The organism is Pseudonocardia ailaonensis (assembly GCF_039531635.1).
Taxonomy (GTDB): Bacteria; Actinomycetota; Actinomycetes; order Mycobacteriales; family Pseudonocardiaceae; genus Pseudonocardia; species Pseudonocardia ailaonensis.
On the sequence record NZ_BAAAQK010000026.1, the window covers coordinates 42705 to 64561 of the forward strand.

Annotated in this window: 21 protein-coding genes; 11 read left to right on the forward strand and 10 right to left on the reverse strand. The window is 72.9% G+C overall.

Going from position 1 to position 21857, the window contains the following annotated elements; genetic code table 11:
• Window positions 1–49 precede the first annotated feature (49 nt).
• Window positions 50–1333 carry an acetyl-CoA C-acetyltransferase gene (locus ABD324_RS31755; protein WP_344425657.1) on the reverse strand — a complete coding sequence of 428 codons (1284 nt, stop codon included), beginning with the start codon at window positions 1331–1333 and terminating at the stop codon, window positions 50–52.
• 58 nt (window positions 1334–1391) lie between these two features.
• Here ABD324_RS31755 and ABD324_RS31760 point away from each other — a divergent pair, with 58 nt between their 5' ends.
• Window positions 1392–2033: a TetR/AcrR family transcriptional regulator gene (locus ABD324_RS31760; protein ID WP_344425659.1), complete on the forward strand. Its 642-nt coding sequence runs from the start codon at window positions 1392–1394 to the stop codon at window positions 2031–2033.
• Complete coding sequence (locus ABD324_RS31765) at window positions 2030–3955, forward strand: acyl-CoA dehydrogenase family protein (RefSeq protein WP_344425661.1); 1926 nt, start codon at window positions 2030–2032, stop codon at window positions 3953–3955. The genes ABD324_RS31760 and ABD324_RS31765 overlap by 4 nt, the downstream gene beginning before the upstream one ends.
• Before the next feature lie 74 nt (window positions 3956–4029).
• Here the strand turns inward: ABD324_RS31765 and ABD324_RS31770 are convergent, their stop codons facing one another.
• On the reverse strand, window positions 4030–4380 hold the full coding sequence (locus tag ABD324_RS31770) for a hypothetical protein (protein ID WP_344425663.1): 351 nt from the start codon (window positions 4378–4380) through the stop codon (window positions 4030–4032).
• A 54-nt stretch (window positions 4381–4434) separates the two neighbouring features.
• Here ABD324_RS31770 and ABD324_RS31775 point away from each other — a divergent pair, with 54 nt between their 5' ends.
• Window positions 4435–5079, forward strand: coding sequence for an HAD-IA family hydrolase (locus tag ABD324_RS31775; RefSeq protein ID WP_344425665.1), 645 nt, complete (start codon window positions 4435–4437; stop codon window positions 5077–5079).
• Here the strand turns inward: ABD324_RS31775 and ABD324_RS31780 are convergent.
• Window positions 5006–5404, reverse strand: a complete 399-nt coding sequence (locus tag ABD324_RS31780; protein WP_344425667.1) for a winged helix-turn-helix transcriptional regulator — start codon at window positions 5402–5404, stop codon at window positions 5006–5008. The genes ABD324_RS31775 and ABD324_RS31780 overlap by 74 nt on opposite strands.
• Window positions 5405–5496: 92 nt before the next feature.
• On the opposite strand from ABD324_RS31780, the gene ABD324_RS31785 reads away from it, so the two are divergent.
• On the forward strand, window positions 5497–6297 hold the full coding sequence (locus tag ABD324_RS31785; RefSeq protein ID WP_344425670.1) for an NAD(P)H-binding protein: 801 nt from the start codon (window positions 5497–5499) through the stop codon (window positions 6295–6297).
• Between the two features lie 70 nt (window positions 6298–6367).
• On the opposite strand, the gene ABD324_RS31790 is transcribed toward ABD324_RS31785, so the two are convergent.
• Window positions 6368–7987, reverse strand: coding sequence for an acyl-CoA synthetase (locus ABD324_RS31790; protein WP_344425673.1), 1620 nt, complete (start codon window positions 7985–7987; stop codon window positions 6368–6370).
• Window positions 7988–8161: 174 nt separating this feature from the next.
• Window positions 8162–8929, reverse strand: a complete 768-nt coding sequence (gene map, locus ABD324_RS31795; RefSeq protein ID WP_344425675.1) for a type I methionyl aminopeptidase — start codon at window positions 8927–8929, stop codon at window positions 8162–8164.
• A gap of 33 nt (window positions 8930–8962) precedes the next feature.
• On the opposite strand from map, the gene ABD324_RS31800 reads away from it, so the two are divergent.
• Genes ABD324_RS31800 through ABD324_RS31810 form a run of 3 tightly spaced genes read left to right on the forward strand, consistent with a single transcriptional unit; the run spans window position 8963 to window position 12003 of the window.
• Window positions 8963–9223, forward strand: coding sequence for a helix-turn-helix domain-containing protein (locus ABD324_RS31800; RefSeq protein ID WP_344425678.1), 261 nt, complete (start codon window positions 8963–8965; stop codon window positions 9221–9223).
• Window positions 9220–9654, forward strand: a complete 435-nt coding sequence (locus ABD324_RS31805) for a hypothetical protein (RefSeq protein ID WP_344425681.1) — start codon at window positions 9220–9222, stop codon at window positions 9652–9654. The genes ABD324_RS31800 and ABD324_RS31805 overlap by 4 nt, the downstream gene beginning before the upstream one ends.
• Before the next feature lie 48 nt (window positions 9655–9702).
• Window positions 9703–12003 (forward strand): FdhF/YdeP family oxidoreductase, encoded by a 2301-nt coding sequence (locus ABD324_RS31810; RefSeq protein ID WP_344425684.1) that lies wholly within the window; start codon window positions 9703–9705, stop codon window positions 12001–12003.
• Window positions 12004–12030: 27 nt separating this feature from the next.
• On the opposite strand, the gene ABD324_RS31815 is transcribed toward ABD324_RS31810, so the two are convergent.
• The 3 genes from ABD324_RS31815 to ABD324_RS31825 form a co-directional block, all read right to left on the reverse strand.
• Window positions 12031–13176 carry a pyridoxal phosphate-dependent aminotransferase gene (locus ABD324_RS31815; RefSeq protein WP_344425687.1) on the reverse strand — a complete coding sequence of 382 codons (1146 nt, stop codon included), beginning with the start codon at window positions 13174–13176 and terminating at the stop codon, window positions 12031–12033.
• Window positions 13173–14168 carry an alanine racemase gene (locus ABD324_RS31820; protein ID WP_344425690.1) on the reverse strand — a complete coding sequence of 332 codons (996 nt, stop codon included), beginning with the start codon at window positions 14166–14168 and terminating at the stop codon, window positions 13173–13175. Before ABD324_RS31820 ends, ABD324_RS31815 begins: the two co-directional genes overlap by 4 nt.
• 87 nt (window positions 14169–14255) lie before the next feature.
• Complete coding sequence (locus ABD324_RS31825) at window positions 14256–15989, reverse strand: SDR family oxidoreductase (protein WP_344425693.1); 1734 nt, start codon at window positions 15987–15989, stop codon at window positions 14256–14258.
• 200 nt (window positions 15990–16189) lie between these two features.
• On the opposite strand from ABD324_RS31825, the gene ABD324_RS31830 reads away from it, so the two are divergent.
• The gene (locus tag ABD324_RS31830; protein WP_344425696.1) at window positions 16190–17446 is read left to right on the forward strand and encodes a multidrug effflux MFS transporter; all 1257 of its coding nucleotides are present in this window, start codon (window positions 16190–16192) and stop codon (window positions 17444–17446) included.
• Between the two features lie 42 nt (window positions 17447–17488).
• On the opposite strand, the gene ABD324_RS31835 is transcribed toward ABD324_RS31830, so the two are convergent.
• The gene (locus ABD324_RS31835) at window positions 17489–18013 is read right to left on the reverse strand and encodes a PadR family transcriptional regulator (protein ID WP_344425699.1); all 525 of its coding nucleotides are present in this window, start codon (window positions 18011–18013) and stop codon (window positions 17489–17491) included.
• Between the two features lie 72 nt (window positions 18014–18085).
• Here ABD324_RS31835 and ABD324_RS31840 point away from each other — a divergent pair, with 72 nt between their 5' ends.
• Both ABD324_RS31840 and ABD324_RS31845 read left to right on the forward strand, forming a co-directional pair.
• The gene (locus ABD324_RS31840) at window positions 18086–19438 is read left to right on the forward strand and encodes a carotenoid oxygenase family protein (protein ID WP_344425702.1); all 1353 of its coding nucleotides are present in this window, start codon (window positions 18086–18088) and stop codon (window positions 19436–19438) included.
• Between the two features lie 22 nt (window positions 19439–19460).
• Window positions 19461–20123: a VC0807 family protein gene (locus ABD324_RS31845; protein ID WP_344425705.1), complete on the forward strand. Its 663-nt coding sequence runs from the start codon at window positions 19461–19463 to the stop codon at window positions 20121–20123.
• A 12-nt stretch (window positions 20124–20135) separates the two neighbouring features.
• Here ABD324_RS31845 and yczE read toward each other — a convergent pair whose 3' ends face one another.
• Window positions 20136–20759 (reverse strand): membrane protein YczE, encoded by a 624-nt coding sequence (gene yczE, locus ABD324_RS31850; protein ID WP_344425708.1) that lies wholly within the window; start codon window positions 20757–20759, stop codon window positions 20136–20138.
• 173 nt (window positions 20760–20932) lie between these two features.
• Between yczE and ABD324_RS31855 the strand changes: the two genes are divergently transcribed.
• On the forward strand, window positions 20933–21790 hold the full coding sequence (locus ABD324_RS31855) for a bifunctional 5,10-methylenetetrahydrofolate dehydrogenase/5,10-methenyltetrahydrofolate cyclohydrolase (protein WP_344425711.1): 858 nt from the start codon (window positions 20933–20935) through the stop codon (window positions 21788–21790).
• Window positions 21791–21857: the final 67 nt, after the last annotated feature.

Below are 21857 nucleotides of genomic sequence, written 5' to 3' on the forward strand. Positions count from 1 at the left end.
GTCGTCGGTGCTCATTTCTCCTCCGCGGGAAGAAGTACGTCGTCGGTGCTCATGACTCGACCGCCTCCAGGATCGCCACGACGCCCTGACCGCCGGCGGCGCAGATCGAGATGAGCCCTCGTCCGGAACCCTTCTCGTGCAACAGCTTCGCCAGCGTGGAGACGATCCGGCCACCCGTCGCGGCGAACGGGTGCCCGGTCGCCAGCGACGAGCCGACGACGTTCAGGCGGGACCGGTCGATCGGGCCCAGGGGCGCGTCGAGCCCGAGGCGGTCCTTCGCGAAGGCGGGATCCTCCCAGGCCGCGAGCGTGGCGAGCACCGTGGAGGCGAACGCCTCGTGGATCTCGTAGAAGTCGAAGTCGGCCAACGTGAGCCCGTTGCGCTCCAGCAGCCTCGGCACGGCGTACACGGGCGCCGTCAGCAACCCGTCGCGACCGTGCACGTAGTCGACCGCCGCGGTCTCGGCGTCGACGAACCGGGCGAGCACCGGGAGCTTGTGCGCGCGGGCCCACTCCTCGGAGCCGAGCAGGGAGAGCGCCGCGCCGTCCGTCAGCGGGGTCGAGTTGCCCGCCGTCATCGTCGCGCCCTCGCCCTTCCCGAAGACGGGCTTCAGGCGAGCCAGCTTCTCGACGGTCGAGTCGGGGCGAAGGTTGTCGTCCCTGGTCAGGCCGAGGTACGGCGTCACCAGGTCGTCGAAGAAGCCGCGCTCGTAGGCGGCGGCGAGGTGCTGGTGGGAGGCGGCGGCGAGCTCGTCCTGCGCCTCGCGGGACACGCCCCATTCGCGCGCGGTGATCGCCGCGTGCTCCCCCATCGAGAGCCCGGTGCGGGGCTCGGAGTTCTGCGGGATCTCGGGCACGATCTGGCCGGGCCGCAGCTTCGTGAGCACCTTCAGCCGCTGCTGCAGGGTCCGCGCCCCGTTGAGCGCGACGAGCACCTTCCGCAGGTCCTCGTTCACCGCGATCGGCGCGTCGGACGCCGTGTCCACCCCGCCGGCCACGCCGCTCTCGATCTGCCCGAGCGCGATCTTGTTCGCGACGGCGATGGTCGCCTCCAGCCCGGTGCCGCAGGCCTGCTGGATGTCGTAGGCCGGGGTCGACGGCGCGAGCCGGGAGCCGAGCACGGCCTCGCGGGTGAGGTTGAAGTCCCGGGAGTGCTTGAGCACCGCGCCGGCGACCACCTCGCCGAGCCGCTCGCCGGCCAGCCCGTAGCGGGCCACGAGCCCGTCGAGCGTGCTGGTGAGCATGTCCAGGTTGGACGCCCGGGCGTAGCGCCCGTTGGCGCGCGCGAACGGGATGCGGTTGCCGCCGATCACGACGGCCTTGCCTGACGCCATGGCCGTTCCTCCTACTGGTGAGTAGCTGCGACCCACAGTACCCGGTACTGTGGGTTCCATGAAGACGGAGGTCGACGTCACACGCGACCGGCGCGACTCCCGCTGGGACGCCCACCGGGAGCAGCGCCGCGCCGAGCTCGTCGCCACCACCGTCGAGGCCATCCGCGCCCACGGCGCCGGCGTCGGCATGGACGAGGTCGCCGCCGCCGCCGGGACCAGCAAGACCGCGGTGTACCGGCACTTCCGCGATCGCACCGGGTTGTACGTCGCGGTGTGCCAGGCGGTGGCCCACGTGCTCGTGGGCCAGATCCGCCAGGCCACCGGCCGCGCGCTCGCCGAGGGCCCGCACGCCGCCGTCTCCGCAGGTATAGACGCCTATCTGCGCCTGATCGAGTCGGACCGCGAGGTGTACCGGTTCGTGGTACACCGGCCGCTGCTCACGCCGGGGGCCGACGCGGACCCCGTCACCGACCTGGTGACCGTCATCGGGGACCACATCTGCGAGGTCATCCGGGGGTACCTGCCCGGGGCCGCGGCCGCGCGGACCTGGGGGCACGCCGTCGTCGGCATGGTCCGGGGCGCCGCGGACGACTGGCTCGCCCGGCCGGACGGGACCACCCGCGAGGAGCTCGGCGCCCGGCTCACCCATCTCGCCTGGACCGGTCTCGCCGGTCTCCCCACCGAGGAGGCACTCCCGTGATTCCCAGTGTGGAAGCACTCCGCACCACCCTCGACGGCCGGTTCGCCGAGGTCCGCACGGACGTCCGCGACCAGATGGCGAAGTTCCGTCCCGTCCGCCCCGGCCTGTCGGTCGAGGAGTACCGCGAGCGGGTGCTGGAGCTGATCCACGAGCTCGCCGCCACCGGCCGTCCGCACGCCGGGTTCGCGCCCGAGTACGGCGGGCAGGGCGACGTCGGCGGCGTCGTCGCGGCGTTCATGGCGCTGGGCTACGGCGACCTGTCGCTGCTGGTCAAGGCCGGTGTGCAGTGGGGACTGTTCGGGGGTGCCGTGCAGGTGCTCGGCACTTCTCGTCACCACGACAAGTACCTGCGCAGGATCATGGACGGCGACCTGCTCGGCTGCTTCGCGATGACCGAGACGGGGCACGGGTCCGACGTCCAGCACCTGCGCACCACCGCCACCTACGACCTGACCACCCGGGAGTTCGTGATCGACACCCCCGAGCCCGGGGCGCGCAAGGACTACATCGGCAACGCGGCGCGGGACGGCCAGATGGCCGTGGTGTTCGCGCAGCTGATCACCGCCGGCGTCTCGCACGGGGTGCACGCCTTCCTCGTCCCCATCCGGGTCGACGGGGAGCCCGCGCCCGGCGTCGAGATCGGCGACTGCGGGCACAAGGCCGGGCTCAACGGCGTCGACAACGGGCGGTTGACCTTCCACCAGGTCCGGGTGCCGCGCGAGGCGCTGCTCAACCACTTCGCGGACGTCGCCGAGGACGGCACGTACTCCAGCTCGATCGAGAACGAGAACCGCCGCTTCTTCACGATGCTCGGCACGCTCGTCCGCGGCCGGATCAGCGTGGCGGGCGGCGCGGGCAGCGCGGCGCAGAAGGCGCTCACCCTCGCCATCCGCTACGGCGAGCGGCGCCGCCAGTTCTCCGATCCGGCGACGGGGCAGGAGGTGGCGGTCCTCGACTACCGCGCCCACCAGCGCAAGCTGCTCCCGGCGCTGGCCACCACCTACGCCCTGGCCTTCGCGCAGGACGACCTGATCGCGGACATGGACCGGATCCAGCGGCCCGGCGCCGCGCCGGTCGAGTCCGAGCAGCGCGAGCTCGAGAACCGCGCCGCCGGGCTCAAGGCCATCGCCACCTGGCACGCCACGCACACGATCCAGACCTGCCGCGAGGCCTGCGGCGGGGCCGGGTACCTGTCGGAGAACATGCTGCCGCAGCTCAAGGCGGACACCGACGTCTTCACGACGTTCGAGGGCGACAACACCGTCCTGCTGCAACTGCTCGCCAAGGGGCTGCTCGGCGACTACGGCAAGCGGGTCGGCGCGCTCTCGCCCCTGGGTCTCGCGAGGTTCGCCGGGGGTCAGGCGCTGGAGTCCGTGGCCGAGCGGACCGGCGCGAACAAGCTGCCCCACCGGGTCCGCCGGCTGACCCCGCGCTCACGGGAAGCGCAGCGGGCGTTGATCGCCGACCGTGCCGAGCACCTGCTCGCCGGGGTGGCGCGGCGGCTGCGGCCCGCGCTGCGCAAGGGCGCGGACCAGTTCGGGATCTTCAACGCCGCCCAGGACCACCTGCTCGAAGCGGCCCGCGCGCACGTCGACCGGATCGTGGTCGACGCCTTCGTGGCCGGCATCGCGCGGACGCCGGATCCCGCGGTGCGCGCGCTGCTGGAGAAGGTGTGCGACCTGCACGCACTGTCGGTCATCGAGCGGGACCGCGCGTGGTTCCTGGAACACGGGCGGCTGACGGCGAGCGAGTCCCGCGCGGTCACCGCGGCCGTCAACGACCTGTGCGCGGAGCTGCGCCCGCACGCCCGACTCCTGGTCGACGGCTTCGGCATCCCGGAGTCCTGGCTGGCCTGCCCGCTCCTCGACGACCCCGCCCCCACCACCGCCGGCTCCGACCCCGTCCCCGACCTCGTCGGCTGAAACCCCCTGTGAGGTCCGGTGAACGGGCCGCTCGCTCACTAGGTGTGAGCGAGAGCGCCGTTCGCTCACACGGGTCAGGCGAGGCGGGCGGCGCAGGTGTCGCGGTCCTCGGCGTACTCCGGGTTCTGGGCGGCGGCGAGGCGCAGGTGGGGCAGGGCGTCGGCGTGGCGGCTCTGCCGCTGCAGCGTGCGGCCCAGCAGGTAGCGGGCGTAGGCGTCGGCCGGCGCCAGCTCCACCGCATGGCGCAGCTCCTCCTCCGCCTTCCGCAGCTGGGCGGAGCGGTAGTACGCCCGGCCCAGCAGCAGCGACCCGCTCGCGCTCGCGCGCAGCTCGTCGGCCTTCGGCTCCAGCAGGTGCAGGGCCTCCAGCGGGCTGCCGCCGTCGACCCAGTCCTCGGCCATCCGGTAGCTCAGCGTGTCCATCATGTCCGCCCCAACCTGATACCCCTCTGGGGTATTCCGGCGCGCTACCGTGCCGCCATGGACCTCGAGGACCTGCGCGCGATCCTGTTCGACATGGACGGGACGCTCGTCGACTCCGACGCCGCCGTGGAGCGGGCCTGGCGGGTGTGGGCCGGGGAGTACGGCGTCGATCCCGAGCAGGTGATCACGGTGGCGCACGGCCGCCCGTCCGAACCGACCGTCCGCGAGTTCCGCCCGGATCTCGACGACGCCGGGGTGGCCGAGGCCGCGGCCCGCCAGCTCGCGCTGCAGTACACGGATCTCGACGACGTGCGGGAGGTCCCCGGAGCCCGAAACCTGCTGCGCCTGCTGGACATCCTCGAGATGCCCTGGGCGATCGTCACGAGCGCGGACCGCCGGCTCACCGCCGTCCGGCTCGAGGCCGCCGGGATCACCCCACCCGGGGTGCTGGTGACCAGCGAGGACGTGTCCGAGGGCAAGCCGAGCCCGGAGGGCTACCTCGCCGCCGCGGCCGCGCTCGGCGTGGACCCGGGGGCGTGCCTGGTCGTGGAGGACAGCACGCCCGGTCTGGCCGCGGGCTACGGCGCGGGCGCGCAGACGGCGGCGTTGCGCGGGCTGCGCGGCGATCTCACGCTGAGCGGGCTCCCGGATCTGGCCGACCTGCTCTCCGAATGGACTCCACCTCGGGAATCCGCGCGTTGATCCACCCGACGAGCCCGGCGAGGTGCTCGGTGATCCCGCGCCCCAGGTCGGTGAGGGCGTAGGAGACCTGCGGCGGCGTGGCCGGGACGACGCGGCGGGAGAGGAAGCCGTCCGCCTCCAGGGTCCGCAGCGTCTGGGCGAGCATCTTCTCGCTGACCCCGCCCACCCGGCGGCGCAGCGCGCTGAACCGCGTCTCGCCGTCCTCGAGCAGGGCGACGAGCACGAGCACCGCCCACTTGGACGTCACGTGGTCGAGCACCACCCGGGTCGGGCAGTTCTGGTCGAACGCGTCGCCCGGTAGGAGCGACTCCACCTGCACGCTCACGTCCACCTCCGGTGCTTACCTCAAGGTACGTACTTACGAAAAGAGAGTACGTGCTCGTAGGTTAGCGACGTCGTCAACGAAAGGGAACAGCGATGTACGTCGTGACCGGAGTGACCGGGAAGCTCGGCCGGGTCGTGGTGGACGACCTGCTCACCCGCGTGCCCTCCGAGGAGGTCGTCGCGGTGGCGCGGACGCCGGAGAAGCTCGCGGGGCTCGGCATCGAGGTGCGCCAGGGCGACTACGAGGACCCCGCGAGCCTGGAGAAGGCCTTCGCCGGGGCGGACACGGTGCTGATCGTGTCGTCGCCGGACATCACGCCCGGGGCCCGCCCGCGCCAGCACGGCAACGCGATCACCGCGGCCGGGGCCGCCGGCGCGGCCCGGATCGTCTACACCAGCGCGATCTCGGCCGACACCGGTCCGGGATTCCTCGCCGACCACGCCACCACGGAGGGGCTGCTGCGCGAGTCCGGCGTGCCGTTCGCGGCGCTGCGCAACAGCTTCTACACGGACCTGTTCGTGAACCAGGGCGTCGTCGCGGCGGCCGCGGAGTCCGGCGAGCTCGTCGCGGCGGACGGCGGGCAGCCGCTCAACACCGCGACCATCCGGGACTTCGGGCTCGCGGCCTCCGCCGTGCTGACGGGCGGGCAGACCGGGACCTTCGAGCTGCGCGGTCCCTTGTGGACGTACGACGAGCTGGCCGCCGAGATCGCGTCGGCGACCGGGAAGTCCGTGGTGCACAAGGCCGTTGCGCCCACCGGGGAGGCCGCCTTCATCGGGCAGCTGATCTCCGACGGGTTCTTCGCCGCGCCCGGCGACGACCTGGCCACCCTGCTGGGCCGCCCGGCCACCGGCATCCGCGAGCTGGTCCGCGGGAGTCGTGAGGCGGGGTGATCGGCGGGCGGGTGCTCTCACGCATGCCTGATCTGCGTGAGGGCACCCGACCGGCGATCTGGTCCGGCAGCTAGCCCTGCGCGAGCCGGGCGTGCTCGACGCGGAGGTCCTTCTTCAGGATCTTGCCGCTGGGGTTCTTGGGGAGGGACTCCGCGAGGACCACGTACTTGGGGCGCTTGTAGCCGGCGAGCACCTCGCGGACATGGGCGTCGACCTGCTCCACCGTCAGCGCCACCCCCTGCCTGGGGACGACGACGGCGGTCACCGCCTCGATCCAGTGCGGGTGGCTGATCCCGAACACGGCGACCTCGGCCACGCCGTCGAGCAGGTAGATCGCCTCCTCGACCTCGCGGGAGGCGACGTTCTCCCCGCCCGTCTTGATCATGTCCTTCTTGCGGTCGACGACGGCGAGATAGCCGCGCTCGTCGACCACGCCCAGGTCGCCGGAGTGGAACCAGCCGTTGCGGAACGCGGCGGCGGTCTTCTCCTCGTCGTTGTAGTAACCCAGGGCGGCGTGCGGGGAGCGGTGCACGATCTCGCCGACCTCGCCCGGGGGCAGCTCGCGGTCCTCGTCGTCGACCACCCGGGTCTCGACGTTGAGCGAGGCCCGCCCGGCCGAGCCGGCGTGCGGCTCCTGCTCGTGCGGGCGCAGGATCGTGGCCAGCGGGGACATCTCGGTCTGGCCGTAGAAGTTCCAGAACCGCACGTCCGGCAGGCGGCGGCCGAGCTCGCGCAGGATCTCGACGGGCATCGGCGAGGCGCCGTAGTAGCCCTTGCGCAGGCTGGACAGATCGCGGGTGTCGAAGTCCGGATGGCGCAGCAGCGAGATCCAGACGGTCGGCGGGCAGAAGAGCTTGGTGACCTTCTCGCGCTCGATCGTCTCCAGCAGGGTCGCCGCGTCCGGGCTCGGCAGGATGATGCTGGTCGCGCCCAGGTAGACGTCGACGGAGAAGAAGCAGTCCAGCTGCGCGCAGTGGTACATGGGCAGGGAGTGGGCCTCGACGTCGTCGGCCTCCATGCCGCCGTCGATCGCGCAGGAGACGTACTGCGTGATCAGCGACTTCGACGACAGCATCACGCCCTTGGGCCGGGACTCCGTGCCCGAGGTGTACATGAGCCGCAACGGGTCGTCGTCGCCCACGAGCACGTCCGGCGCCTCGGCGGAACCGGAGTCGATCCAGGTGTCGACGCTCTCCCAGTCCCCTGTCGGCGCAGCGCCGATGGCGCCCTTCGGCGCTGTGCCGATCCAGCCGCGCACCCCGCCGGTCAGGCCCGCCACCGCGATCGCCTTCTCGGCGGTCGGGGCCAGGGCGTCCTCGGTGACCATGCCCTGGGCGCCGGAGTGGCCGAGGATGAAGGCGATCTCCTCGGCGTTCAGCATGAAGTTGACGGGCACGAGCACCACGCCGATCCGCGCGGTCGCGAAGGCGAGCACCGCGAACTGCCACGAGTTGTGGCCGAGCAGGGCGAGCCGGTCGCCCTTGGCGAGCCCCCGCGCGGCCAGGTTGTTGGCGCAGCGGTTCACGGCGACGTCGAACTCGGCGAAGGTGGCGCGCCGCTCCCCCGCCACCACGGCGAGCTTGTCCGGGTACCGCAGCGCGGTGCGGCGCAGGAGATCACCGACCGTGTGCTGCCGGGCACGGGCGATGGCGGCGGAGGTCTCGGGCGTGAACGGTGCGACGTCGGACACGTCGCCATCGTGCCGGACCCCCCGGCCCCCGACCACCCACCCAGGGGGACAACCCACCCCGCGAGTCGGCGCGCAGGCGGAGCCCGCCATCAGCAGAGTCGGGAGCATGAATGTGACGGCGACGACGTCGTCAGCGTGTGTTTCGGCCTGCGGAAAGTGCCGACTCGCGGGTCTTTAGTCGAGGGTGAGGATGCGGGGGCCGGACTCGGTGATCGCGATGGTGTGTTCGGCGTGGGCGGCGCGGCTGCCGTCGGAGGTGCGGATGGTCCAGCCGTCGCGGTCGTGGCGGTAGGAGTCCCTGCCGCCCGCGTGCAGCATCGGCTCGATGGCGATGACCAGGCCGGGTTTGAGGCGCAGGCCGCGGCGGGGCTTGGCCTCGTTGGGGACGTGCGGCTCCTCGTGCATCGAGCGGCCGACGCCGTGGCCGCCGTGGTCGGCGAGCATCCCGTAGCCCGGCGCGCGGGCGACCAGCGCGATCGCGTGCCCGACGTCCCCCATCTGCGCGCCCGGCTGCGCGGCGTCGATACCCGCCTGCAGGGCCGCCTCGGTGGTCGCGATCAGCTCCTTGTCCGCGACGCTGCCCGATCCGACGACGACGCTGAACGCCGCGTCGGCGCACCAGCCGTCGAGGTGGACCGCGAAGTCGACGGAGAGCAGGTCGCCCTCCTTGAGCTTCGGGCGGCCGGGGATGCCGTGGACCACGGCGTCGTTCACGCTCACGCACAGCACGGCCGGATAGCCCGTCGGCGCCCAGGACGGGTGGTAGCCGCGGAAGCTGGAGACCGCCCCGGCCTCGGCGATCAGGTCCGAGGCCAGCGCGTCGAGCTCCCGGGGGCGCACGCCCGGAGCGGCGTGCGCGCGCACCGCGGCGAGGATCCGGGCCACCACGGAACCGGCGGCGTCGATCGCGTCGATCTCCCCCGGCGTCTTCAGCTCGATCACGAGAGATAACAATACCGGTATTAGTATGACGGAATGGTCCGAGTCCCCCTGACCCCCGAGGACCGCGAGCGCGGCGAGCGGCTGGGTGCCCTCCTGCGCGAGGCGCGGGGCGCGCGCAGCATCGGCGAGGTGGCCGCGGCCGCCGAGATCTCGCCCGAGACGCTGCGCAAGATCGAGACCGGCCGCATCCCCACCCCCGCGTTCTTCACCGTCGCCGCACTGGCCGCCGAGCTGCACCTCGACCTGGCCCTGCTCGCCGGCTGCGGACGGCGGGACGCGAGTCCGGCCGCATGAACGATCCCGCACGGCTGGTCGCCAGGATCCGCAGGAAGGCCGTCAAGGCGGGCTGGACCGTCGAGGCCGACGACACGGGCTTCACCCTGTCCGCCGAGGTCGACGGCCTGCCGCGGGCCCGCGGGCGCCGGTACCGCGAACGGCTGACCCACCGGGTCGAGCTCGACCGCGCCGCCGGTACCTACCGGATCACCGACAGCCGGGAGACGCTCGACGAGATCGCCGGCGGCGGCACGTCCTTGCTGCGCCTGGACCGCCGCGCCGAGGCCGCCGTCGATCCGGGCGTCGAGGCCCACCGGCTCGTGGACGAGGCGGCCGAGGCCCTGGGCTGGACGCGCGGGCGCACCGGCCCGAAGCCCGGCCAGGTGGTCGCGGTGATCGCCGGGGTCTGCGTGGTCGTGCTGATCGTGGCGCTGTTCCTCATACTGTGACCCGGGTCGCTGCCTAGACTAGCGGGCAGCAATGACCGGAGGTGCCCTGTGTCCACGACCGACGACCGTCCGCCCGTCGACGCCGAGGAGTCGCGCCTGGAGGTCGGTCCGCCGGCCACGCACGCGGCCGGGCTGAAGGCGGTCCAGGTCTCGATGACCAGGGCGCTGCGGCAGATGGGCGTGGTCAAGACCGCGAAGAACCTGCTGACGCTCAACCAGGTCGACGGCTTCGACTGCATGTCCTGTGCCTGGCCGGACCCGCAGGACCACCGGCACACCGCGGAGTTCTGCGAGAACGGCGCCAAGGCCGTCTCCTGGGAGGGCACCAAGGACCGGGTCGGCCCGGAGTTCTTCGCCGCCCACCCGATCCCCGAGCTCGAACGCCAGACCGAGTACTGGCTCGAGAAGCAGGGCCGGCTGACGCATCCGATGGTGCGGCGGGCGGGGGCCGAGCACTACGAGCCGATCTCCTGGGACGGCGCGTTCACGCTGGTCGGCGAGCACCTGAACGCACTGTCGAGCCCGGACGAGGCGCTCTTCTACACCTCCGGGCGGGCGTCGAACGAGGCCGCGTTCGTCTACCAGCTGTTCGCGCGGGCCTTCGGCACCAACAACCTGCCGGACTGCTCCAACATGTGTCACGAGTCGACGTCGGTGGGCCTGGCCCGCACGATCGGCGTCGGCAAGGGCTCGGTCAGCCTCCAGGACCTGCACGAGGCGGACCTGATCGTCGTCTCGGGGCAGAACCCGGGCACCAACCACCCGCGGATGCTGTCGGCGTTGGAGATCGCCAAGAAGAACGGCGCGAAGATCCTCGCGATCAACCCGTTGCGCGAGGCGGGCCTGCTGAAGTTCGACAACCCGCAGAAGCCCACGGGCCTCGCCGGGCTGGGCACCGCGCTGGCGGACCGGTTCCTGCACATCCGCTCGAACGGCGATCTCGCGCTCTGGCAGGCCTTCGGTCACCTGCTGCTGGAGGCGGGCGCGGTCGACGAGGACTTCGTGCGCCGGCACACGGTCGGGTTCGACGAGTGGGCCGCGCACGTCCGGGAGCTGGACTGGACCGCGGTGCTGGCCGCGACCGGGCTGGCGCGGGAGGAGATCGAGGCCGCGGCGGAGATGCTCGCGACCTCGCAGCGCACCGTGCACTGCTGGGCCATGGGGATCACCCAGCACCGCAACGCCGTCGCGACGATCCAGGAGTTCGTCAACGTCGCGCTCGTCCGCGGCATGATCGGCAAGCCCGGCGCGGGCCTCTGCCCGGTCCGTGGGCACTCCAACGTGCAGGGCGACCGCACCATGGGGATCTGGGAGCGGTCGCCGGACTCGTTCCTGGACGCGCTGGGGGCCGAGTTCGGGTTCGAGCCCCCGCGCGAGCACGGGCACGACGCCGCCGCCGCGGTCCGCGCGCTGCGCGACGGGAGGGCGAAGGTCTTCGTCGGGCTCGGCGGGAACTTCGCCGCGGCCATGTCGGACACGCACGTCACCGAGGCCGCACTGCGCTCCGCCGCCCTGACCGTCCAGATCTCGACGAAGCTCAACCGCAGCCACCTCACCGCCGGCGGGGACGCGCTGATCCTGCCGACCCTGGGCCGCACCGAGAAGGACCTCACCGGCGGGATCGTCCAGCGCGTCACCGTGGAGGACTCGATGTCCGCGGTGCACGCCTCCCGCGGCCGCGCGGAACCGGCGAGCCCGCACCTGCGCTCCGAGGTCGACATCCTGTGCGGGATCGCCGCGGCCACCCTCGGCGACCGGCACGGCATCCCGTGGCGGGACTTCGCGCGGGACTACTCGACCATCCGCAGGCGGATCGGCCGCGTGGTGCCCGGCTGCGAGGCCTACGACGAGAAGATCACCCGGCGCGGCGGGTTCACCCTGCCGCACCCGCCGCGCGACACCCGGACCTTCCCGACGGCCGTGGGCAAGGCCGTGTTCTCCACCAGCCCGCTCGAGGTGATGACCGTCCCCGAGGGCCGGCTGGTGCTGCAGACGGTGCGCAGCCACGACCAGTTCAACACCACCATCTACGGCCTCGACGACCGCTACCGGGGCATCCACTCCGGGCGCCGGGTGGTGTTCGTCAGCCCCGAGGACCTGCGCGAGCAGGGCCTGGCGGACGGCGACCACGTCGATCTCGTGTCGGAGTGGGAGGACGGGGTGACGCGGCGCGCCGAGGGCTTCCGGCTCGTCTCCTACGACACCCCGAAGGGCTGCGTCGCGGCCTACTACCCGGAGACCAACCCGCTGATCCCGCTGGACTCCCAGGCCCTCGAGTCGGGGACGCCGACGTCGAAATGGGTCGTGGTGCGGTTCGCCCACCCCTCCCGCCGCATTATGGAACCATAACGCGAATTTTCGGCCCTCTTTTTCGCGTTATGGTTCCATAATGCGGGTGAGGGCTTGGGTCAGGACCTCGTCGCGTTTGCAGAAGGCGAAGCGGAGGAGGGTGGGGGCCAGGGCGGGGTCGTCGCAGAAGACGCTGACCGGGACCGCGGCCACGCCGATGCGCGCCGGCATCTCGCGGGCGTAGGCGGCCGCGTCGGCCACGCCCAGGGGCGCCAGGTCCGCGACCACGAAGTAGGTGCCCCGCGGCTCGAAGACCCGCATGCCGGTGCGGCGCAGGCCCTCCACCAGCAGGTCCCGCTTCGGGCGGAGGTCTCCGGAGATCGACTCGTAGGCCTCGTCCGGGAGGGCGAGGGCGCCGGCGACGGCCGGCTGGAACGGGGCGCCGCCGGCGAACGTCAGGAACTGCTTCACCGCTCGCACCGCCGCGACGAGCTCCGCCGGGCCGTGGATCCAGCCGATCTTCCAGCCCGTGACCGAGAAGGTCTTTCCGGCGCTGGAGATCGTGAGCGTGCGCTCGGCCATGCCCGGCAGCGTGGCCATCGGGACGTGATCCACGTCGAAGGTCATGTGCTCGTAGACCTCGTCCGTGATCACGACGGCGTCGTGGGAGATCGCGAGATCACCGATGGCGCGCAGGGTGTCCGGGCCGAAGACCGCACCCGTCGGGTTGTGCGGGGTGTTGACCAGGACGGCCTTGGTGCGGGGCCCGAAGGCGGCGCGCAGCTCGGCGGGATCCGGCTGGAAGTCCGGGGCCCGGAGCGGGACGGTGCGGCGGGTGGCGCCGGCCATCGCGACCACCGCGGGATACGAGTCGTAGTAGGGCTCGAAGATCACGACCTCGTCGCCGGGCCCGCAGAGCGCGATCACCGCGGAGGCGATGGCCTCGGTGGCGCCCGCGGTGACGAGCACGTCCCCCGCGTCGAGGTCGTAGAAGCGCTTCTGATGGTGGGTGATCGCCTCGCGCAGCGCCGGCAGGCCGGGGGCGGGCGGGTACTGGTTGGCGCCGGTCGCGATCGCCTGCTGCGCGTCGGCGAGGAGCGAGGCGGGACCGTCGGTGTCCGGGAAGCCCTGGCCGAGGTTGATCGCGCCGTGCCGCACCGCGAGCTGGGTGATCTCCGCGAAGATCGTGGAGGTGAAGGGGCGCAGGCGCGGGACCAGCCTCGGCACCCTCACCAGCCCCGCATGTCGACGGCCCAGCGCTCGGCCACGTGCTCGCCGTCGACCAGCCACATCGCCTCGTGGTACGCGACGGTCGGGTCGACGTGGGCCGGGACCACCCGGATCTTGTCGCCGACGCGCAGCTTGAGGCTGCCCGGGGCGAAGGTGACGTGCTCGTCGGAGCAGAACCAGACCTCGGCGCCGGGGATGGTCGGGTTGCCGTGGTCCATGCCCAGGGCCTTGAGGCCGACGTCGGCGACCGCCCAGCCGTCGGAGATCGAGATGACGGTGCCCAGCACGAACAGCGCCTGCTCGAAGGGGTGCCCGAGCTCGTCGTAGGCGGAGTCCATGAGCGCGTAGGAGCCGGCCTGGATCTCGGTGGCCCACTCGTTGAGCGCGTAGGTGCCGGTGCCGCCCGCGGAGATCAGCTCGCCGCCGACGTCGCGCGCCGCGGCCGTGAGCTTCTCCATGGACTCGCGCACCATGCGGCGCTGGTCCTCCTCGGGCCGGACCATCATCAGGTGGCCCTCGTAGCCCATCACGCCGCGGACCTCGAGGCCGTTGCGGCGGGCGAGATCGGCCAGCTCACCGGCCTTCTCGGGCGGGCAGCCGCAGCGCGGGAGCCCGACGTTGACGTCGATGACCACCTCGAGGACGTTGCCGCGCAACGCCGCCGCGATCGTCTCCCGGGAGTCGACGGCCAGGGTGACGCGCGCGCCGTCCCGGATGATCGTGCCGAGCCGGGAGGCGTCGACCACCTCGTTGGCCAGCAGCAGGTCCCCGCCCAGGCCGTGCTCGGCCATGACCTCGCACTCGCGGATGGTGGCGCAGGTGAAGCCGGCGTGGCCGTTGTCCCGCTGCCAGCGCGCGAGCGACGTGCACTTGTGCGCCTTGACGTGCGGGCGCAGCCGGGGCCCGGGGAGCGCGGCACTCATCGCGTCGAGATTGCGCCGCAGCGCCCCCCGTTCGACGAGCAGCGCGGGGGTCGAAAGCTCGTCAACAAGCACGCCCCCGAACCTACCCCGCCGCATTATGGAGCCATAACGCACTTTCTCGGAGCCTCCGGCGTGCATTGTGGCTCCATAATGCACAGGTCAGGGGGAGAGGCGGGCGAGGCGGCGGAGGACCGTGGGCGCCACTCGGGTGAGGGCGTGGGCGGTGCGGGACTCCACCGTGAGGAGCTGGACGGGCTTGTTCCGCTCGACGGCGCTCACGACCGCGTCGGCCACCTTGTCCAGGGGGTAGGGGCGGCGCTTGAGGAGGCTGTCGGTGCGGCGCTGCTCGGCCTCGGGATCGGCCGAGCCGACGAAGCGGGCGGAGCCGGCGATGTCCGTGGGCAGGAAGCCGGGGCACAGCGCGGTGACGCCGATGCCGTCCTCGGCCAGCTCGGCGCGCAGGCACTCCGACAGCATCAGCACCGCGGACTTGGTGGTGCAGTAGGCCGGCAGGAACCGGGTCGGGGTGAACGCGGCGGCCGAGGCGACGTTCACGATGTGCCCGCCCTCGCCGCGCTCGCGCATCCGGGCGCCGAAGAGCCGGCAGCCGTGGACCACCCCCAGCACGTTGACGTCGAGGATGTCCTGCCAGTCCTTCGCGGAGTGCGCGAGGAAGGGGCCGGAGACGGCGATGCCCGCGTTGTTGACCACGACGTCCGGCACCCCGACCTCGGCGCAGACCCGCTCGGCGAGGTCCTCCATCGCGGCGGCGTCGGTGACGTCGACGGCGTAGGCACACCCGCCGGTCTCGAAGGCGGTGCGCTCGGCCGTCGCCCGATCCTTGTCGACGGCGACGACGAGGGCCCCGCGGCGCGCGAACCCCTGGGCCACCGCCCGCCCGATCCCCCGCCCCGCCCCCGTGACCAGCACGATCCGGTCGGTCCACCGGCCCAGGCCCGGCCGTCCGACGCCGCGGAGCCCGGCGGCCGGCGATCCGGCGCGCGGCAGCCCGGCGGCCGCCGAGCCGGTGGCGAGCGCGCCCGGCGCGAGGGCCGGCGCGGTCACCGCGGCGATCTGCTCGCGCACGCAGCGGGCGACCACCTCGGGCCGCGTGCGCGGGAGCCAGTGCCCCGCCCGGATCTCGCGCAACCGCAGGTCCGGGACCCAGCGGGCGGCGGAGGCGGCCAGGGCCGGGGTCACGTAGCGATCGGCGGACGGGGCGAGGACCTGCACCGGGACCGTCGTCTCCCGGCGCGGGTCCGGCGGACCCTGCCGGTTGGCGCGGTAGAGGTTCAGGCCCCGTACCGCGTCCCGGACGCGCGGGCGCGGGATCCGCTCGCGGCGCGCCATCGCCGCCCCGAACACCCCGCTGCGCCAGGCGAGCTCCGGCAGCACCGGGAGCTGGAAGAAGCCGATGTACCAGGACGCCGCGGCCTGCCGGAGCCGCTCGCGCACCGGCGCGCTGCGGGAGAACGCCCCGATGTGCGGCAGCGCCGGACCCGAGATCGAGGTGTACGAGGCGAGCCGGTCCCGCGCCGACGGGTCCGAGACGAGCTGCCAGGCCTGCACCGAGCCCCAGTCGTGCGCGAGCAGGTGGACCGGTCCGTCGGGTGAGACGGCGTCGATCACGTCCCGGAGGTCGTCGGCGAGCCGCACGACCCGGTAGCCCTCCCGCTCGGCGGGGGCCTCGGAGTCACCGGCGCCGCGGACGTCGTAGGTCACCACGCGGTGGTCGCGCGCCAGGTCCGCGACCACGCCCGACCAGACCGAGTGGTCGTCCGGGTAGCCGTGGACGGCGACCACGACCGGGGCGCCGGGCGGACCCTCCTCCTGGACGGCGAGCGCGAGCCCGTCGCTCGTGCGGACGGTGCTCACGATCGCGGCGCTGCCCATCGGGCCAGCCTATCTACCAGCGAGTAGGTGAGCTGCCGCACACCCGGCGGGGGATCGGAACACCACGCCGTGCGTCGTGCCTTGGAACTACTCGACCCTCACGAACACGAACGACGCCACGAAACTCATGGGCGGGTACGAACCGCGACCGAGCATCGATGCCGGGCGATCCGGACCCAGCACGACGAAAGGCTCCGCTGTTGACCGCCCCCGCTACTCCCAGCCGGGTTCGCATAGCCCTCCTCCTCGGCGCCCTGACCGCGCTCGGGCCGCTGACGATCGACATGTACCTGCCGGCGCTGCCGACCATCGTCACCGAGTACGAGACGACCGCGTCGACGGTGCAGCTCACGCTCACCGGCACGCTGATCGGCCTCGCGCTCGGCCAGCTGTTCATCGGCCCGCTGTCCGACGCGATCGGCCGCCGCAAGCCCCTCCTGGTCGGCACGGCGCTGCACGTCGTGACGTCGCTGCTGATCGTCATCGCCCCGAACATCGCCGTGCTCGGCGCCCTGCGGGTGCTGCAGGGGGTCGGTGCCGCCGCCGGTGCGGTGGTGGCGCTGGCCGTGGTCCGCGACCTGTTCGCCGGCCGTGCGGCCGCCACGCTGCTCTCCCGGCTGCTGCTCGTCATGGGCGCGGCTCCGGTGCTCGCCCCGACGCTCGGCGGCGAGCTCCTGAGGGTCGCGCAGTGGCGCGGCGTGTTCCTCGCGCTCGCCGCGTTCGGCCTGATCATCCTGGTCGTACTGGCCTTCGGGCTCCGCGAGACGTTGCCGGTCGAGCGGCGGCGCAGTGCCGCACTCGTCCCCACCCTCAAGGCGTACGGCTCGCTGCTGCGCGACCGCGTGTACGTCGGCCTGATCCTGGTGGCCGGCTTCTCGATCGCCGGGATGTTCGCCTACGTCTCCGGGTCGAGCTTCGTGTTCCAGCAGCAGTTCGGGCTCGGCACCCAGACGTTCGGCCTGGTCTTCGGCGCCGGCGCGGTCTTCCTGATCGCCGCCACCCAGCTCAACGCCTACCTGCTGCGCCGCTTCGAGCCGCGTTCGATCGCGTTCACCGCGAGCATCACCGGCACGGTCGCGGCGCTCGTGCTCGCGCTGCTCGCCGGGACCGGGGCCTTCGGGCTCGTCGGGGTGCTGGTGCCGCTCTGGGCGATGATGTTCTCGGTCGGCCTCGTGCTGCCGAACGCCCCGGCGCTCGCCCTCGCCCGCCACGGTGAGCGCGCCGGAACCGCCGCCGCGCTGCTCGGCGCGGTGCAGTTCGGGGTCGGTGCGCTGACCTCCCCGATCGTCGGCCTGCTGGGCAACGACGCGCTGGCCATGGGCCTCACGATCGCCGGCGCCCAGGTCCTCGCCCTCACGGTGCTGGTGCTCGTCGTGCGGCCGTGGCAGCTGGCCAGCATCGACGCGGTCCCCGCCGCCGAGGTCGAGAGCGTCGAGGGCGACCCCGTCCGCGCCTGACCGTCCGCTCCTGGAGGGGGCCCGCCGTCCGGCGGGCCCCCTTCAGGCCTTCTCGAGCTGGGTGATCGCCCAGCGCGCCCAGTCCCGCACCGCCTCGTACTGCCGCAGCCCGTACTCGGCGGCGAGCTGGCCGAAGCCCTCGGCGCCGGTGAGCGGGACGTCCGCGTACTCCTCGCGGACCGTACGCAGCTCGGTGGCGCTGGCGTCCGTGTGCTCGGCGATGGTGCGCAGCACCGCCAGCGCGTCCGCCGGCTCGAGCGAGGAGAGCAGGAACATCCGCAGGACCTGCTCGTTGCGCACCTTCCCCTGCCGCTGCGGCGTCATCAGCCAGGTGCGCAGCTCCTCGCGCCCCGTCGCCGTGACCCCGTAGGTGCGGGAGCCGCGCGCGCCCTCGTGCGTGACCTCGACGAGGCCCCTGTCGGCCAGCTTGTTCAGCTCCGGATAGATGCTGGTGTGGCCCGCCTGCCAGGCATAACGGCCGAGGTCGCGCTCGAACGCCTTGGTGAGCTCGTAGCCCGAGCGCGGTTCGACGGCCAGCAGGCCCAGCAATGCGTGCGACAACGACATGTGCACAGCCTACCTGTCATTTCTCACATGTCACTGTTGACATGTCAGCGCGTGGAGGTGCAGTCTTCCTCCATGACCACCACGGAGAAGCCGTCCTACCTGCAGGGTCACCTCGCCCCGGTGCCGGACGAGATCGAGGCCGTCGACCTCCCGGTCACCGGCGCGCTCCCGGCCGAGCTCACCGGCCGCTACTTCCGCAACGGCCCCAACCCGCTCCCGGGCCAGGACCCGGGCCACTGGTTCGCCGGCCAGGGGATGCTGCACGGCATCCGGCTGCGTGAGGGCCGCGCGGAGTGGTACCGCAATCGCTGGGTGCGCACCGGCACGCTCGAGGGCCGGCACTTCGTGGGCCCGGACGGGACGTTCGACCGCACCGCCGTCGTCGCCAACACGCACGTGATCGAGCACGGCGGGAAGATCATGGCGCTCGTCGAGAACGGGTTCCCGTACGTCGTCACCCCCGAGCTGGAGACGGTCGGCGCGGACGACTTCGGCGGCCGGCTCACCACCGCGATGACCGCCCACCCGAAGGCGGACCCGGACACCGGCGACCTCCACTTCTTCGGCTACGGCGCGCTGCCGCCGTACCTCACCTACCACCGGGTGAGCGCCGCCGGCGAGCTCGTGACCAGCGCGGAGGTGCCGGTCGCGGGCCCGACGATGATGCACGACTTCGCCGTCACGGCCCGGCACGCGGTCTTCCTCGACCTGCCGATGGTCTTCGACCTCTCCCGGGTCGGCCGTGCGCTGCCCTACGCCTACGACGAGTCCTACGGTGCCCGCCTCGGCGTCATGCCGCTGGACCGGCCGGGCGAGGTGCGCTGGTTCGACGTCGATCCCTGCTACGTCTTCCACGTGGGCAACGCGTTCGAGGACCCGGCGGGGAACATCGTGCTCGACGTGGCGCGGTACTCCGGCGGAGACATCACCTCGCTGTGGCACTCCATCGGCCCGGCGCCCGCGGCCTCGGCCGCCTCGACCGGCACCGCGACCCTGCACCGCTGGACGATCGACCCGGCCGCCGGGACCGTCGGCCAGGCGCAGCTGTCCGAGCAGGGCCTGGAGTTCCCGACCGTCGACGACGCGCGGGCCGGGCGGGACAACCGCTTCCTCTACGCCGTGGCCGACGGCGGTGGCCGGGGCGCGATCCTGCGCCACGACGCCGCGACGGGGGCGCTCGACGCCCACGAGCTGGGATCCGAGGTCGTCGCGGGCGAGGCGGTGTTCGTGCCCTCGGACGCGCCGGACCGCGGCGAGGCGGACGGCTGGCTGCTCTCGATCACCACCACCCGGGACGGCAAGGCGTCCGAGCTGCTGGTGCTCGACGCCACGGACATCGCTGGGGAGCCGGTCGCCCGCGTCACCCTGCCGCGCGGTGTCCCCGCGGGGTTCCACGGTTCGTGGATCCCCGACACCGAGCGCTGAGCCGGAACCCCGAGGAGGCGTCATGAGCGAGCGTACGAGCGAACAGTCGGAGGAGCGTGTCATGACCTCGGAGGACGAGCCCGTCACCGCGGGCCCGCTCACCATGATCCGCGGCCTGGCCTGGGACGTCGGCCTGCCGGTCGCGACCTACTACGTCCTGCACCTGCTGGGCTTCGACGACTGGATCGCGCTGCTGGGCGGCAGCGTGGTGGCGGCGCTGCGGATCGTCTGGGTGGCCGTGCGGCACCGCCGGCTCAACCCGTTCGCGACCGTCATGCTCGTGGTCTACGGGGCCGGGTTCGCCCTGGCCTTCGCCACCGGCGAACCGCGGACGCTGCTGCTGCGCAACTCGCTGATCACCGGCGTCCTGGGCCTGGTGTTCCTGTGGACCGCGATCTGCGGCCGCCGCCCGCTCACGCTGTCGGCGCTGCAGAGCTTCCAGCCGGCGCAGGCCGCGCAGGTGCAGGCGGAGTTCGACACCGACGCGGACGTCCGGCGCGGCCACCGGTTCAGCTCGACGGTCTGGGGTGTCGGCCTGCTGGCCGAGGCGCTGATCCGGATCCCGCTGGTGTTCCTGCTGCCGGTCTCGGTGGCGGTCGGGCTCACCGAGGCGCTGCTGATCGTCACGCTCGTGGGGCTGGCCGCGTGGAACGCCTGGTGGGTGCGGCGCGCCTCCCGGCGCTGACCCGGCCCACGCTCACCCGGCGTGGGCCGGCTGCCGGACCGCGAAAGCCCGCAGGAAGAGCTGGGTGAGCGGGCCGATGGCCAGGGCATAGAGCACGGTGCCGACGCCGACCGTGCCGCCGAGGCACCAGCCCGTCGCCAGCACCGTGATCTCGATGCCGGTGCGCACCAGGCGCAGCGACCAGCCCGTCCGCGCCGCCAGGCCCGTCATCAGGCCGTCGCGTGGGCCGGGGCCCAGCCGGGCGCCGATGTAGAGGGCGGACGCCACGCCGTTGAGCACGATCCCGCCGGCCATCAGGCCCACCCGCATCGGCCAGGACTGCGCCGCCGGGAGCAGGGCCAGCACGGCGTCGACGGCGAAGGCGATCACCACGACGTTGGCCACCGTGCCGATCCCCGGGCGCTGCCGCAGCGGGATCCAGAACAGCAGCACCGTGACGCCGGTGATCGCGGTGATCACGCCGAAGCTGAACGGCAGCCGGTTCTCCAGGCCCTGGTGCAGCACGTCCCACGGGTTGAGGCCGAGGCCGCCGCGGATCTGCATCGCCATCGACGCCCCGTACAGCGCCAGGCCGATCGCCAGCTGCGGGAGCCGGCGGCCGGGCGCGTAGGTCACGGGGAGCGGGCGCAGATCCATACCCCCCACCCTCCGTCCGGGTGGCCTCTTACCCAAGGGCCAATTCCAGAGCAGTGGTCGCGACTAGACTGCCGACGAGCGCGACTGGCGGCACGAAGAGGATGGCAACGACCATCGGGGAGCCGACATCCGCGGGGGTCGACCGCCTGGGCCCCCGCTCCACGAGGGATGCCATGACCGCACGAATGCTGCCCGGCAGGCCGGTCGCCGAGCGGGTGCTCGCCGACGTCACCGCCCGGGCCGACGCCCTGCGCGCCAAGGGGATCACCCCCAGCCTGGCCACCGTCCTGGTCGGCGACGACGACGCGTCCGCCGGCTACATCCGGATCAAGCAGAAGCAGGCCGCCGAGCTGGGGATCGACTCCCCGCACAGCCACCTGCCCGCGTCGACGACCCAGGAGCAGCTGGTCGAGACGATCCGCGGGTACAACGCGGACCCGAAGGTCCACGGGCTGCTGATCCAGTACCCCATCCCGGGCCACCTGGACTACGACGCCGCGCTGGCCGAGCTCGACCCGGACATGGACGTCGACGGCATGCACCCGATGAACATGGGCCGCCTCGCCGTCGGCCTGCCCGGGCCGCTGCCCTGCACGCCCGCGGGCATCGAGGAGCTGCTGGCCTTCTACGAGATCCCGGTCGCCGGGCGCGAGGTCGTGATCCTCGGCCGCGGCGCCACCCTGGGCCGCCCGCTCGCGATGCTGCTGGCGCAGAAGCGGCCGACCGCCAACGCGGCGGTCACCGTGGTGCACACCGGCGTCCCGGACTGGCAGCGCTACACCCGGCGCGCGGAGATCCTGATCGCCGCCGCGGGCGTCCCCGGGATCATCCAGCCCTCCCACGTGAAGCCCGGTGCCACGGTGATCGGCGGCGGGGTGCGGTACTCGGGCAAGAAGCTGCTCCCGGACGTCGACGAGTCCTGCGAGGAGGTCGCCGGCGCGATCACCCCGCGAGTGGGCGGCGTCGGCCCCACCACGGTCGCAATGCTCTTCCGCAACGTCATCGCGGCAGCGGAGAAGGCGACCGCCTGATCCCGCGGCGCCACCCGGCCCGCGCCGACCGGCCGCGCCCGGCCCCGCCGCGCCCGGCCGCGCCCCG

Bases quoted from the DNA above. Each gene is read 5' to 3' on its own strand.
- ABD324_RS31755 (WP_344425657.1), bottom strand. From the start codon at position 1,333: ATGGCGTCAGGCAAGGCCGTCGTGATCGGCGGCAACCGCATCCCGTTC.
- ABD324_RS31835 (WP_344425699.1), bottom strand. From the start codon at position 18,013: ATGTCGTTGTCGCACGCATTGCTGGGCCTGCTGGCCGTCGAACCGCGC.
- yczE (WP_344425708.1), bottom strand. From the start codon at position 20,759: ATGGATCTGCGCCCGCTCCCCGTGACCTACGCGCCCGGCCGCCGGCTC.
- ABD324_RS31785 (WP_344425670.1), top strand. From the start codon at position 5,497: ATGTACGTCGTGACCGGAGTGACCGGGAAGCTCGGCCGGGTCGTGGTG.
- ABD324_RS31770 (WP_344425663.1), bottom strand. From the start codon at position 4,380: ATGATGGACACGCTGAGCTACCGGATGGCCGAGGACTGGGTCGACGGC.
- ABD324_RS31760 (WP_344425659.1), top strand. From the start codon at position 1,392: ATGAAGACGGAGGTCGACGTCACACGCGACCGGCGCGACTCCCGCTGG.
- ABD324_RS31800 (WP_344425678.1), top strand. From the start codon at position 8,963: ATGGTCCGAGTCCCCCTGACCCCCGAGGACCGCGAGCGCGGCGAGCGG.
- ABD324_RS31775 (WP_344425665.1), top strand. From the start codon at position 4,435: ATGGACCTCGAGGACCTGCGCGCGATCCTGTTCGACATGGACGGGACG.
- ABD324_RS31825 (WP_344425693.1), bottom strand. From the start codon at position 15,989: ATGGGCAGCGCCGCGATCGTGAGCACCGTCCGCACGAGCGACGGGCTC.
- ABD324_RS31855 (WP_344425711.1), top strand. From the start codon at position 20,933: ATGACCGCACGAATGCTGCCCGGCAGGCCGGTCGCCGAGCGGGTGCTC.
- ABD324_RS31805 (WP_344425681.1), top strand. From the start codon at position 9,220: ATGAACGATCCCGCACGGCTGGTCGCCAGGATCCGCAGGAAGGCCGTC.
- ABD324_RS31845 (WP_344425705.1), top strand. From the start codon at position 19,461: ATGAGCGAGCGTACGAGCGAACAGTCGGAGGAGCGTGTCATGACCTCG.
- ABD324_RS31840 (WP_344425702.1), top strand. From the start codon at position 18,086: ATGACCACCACGGAGAAGCCGTCCTACCTGCAGGGTCACCTCGCCCCG.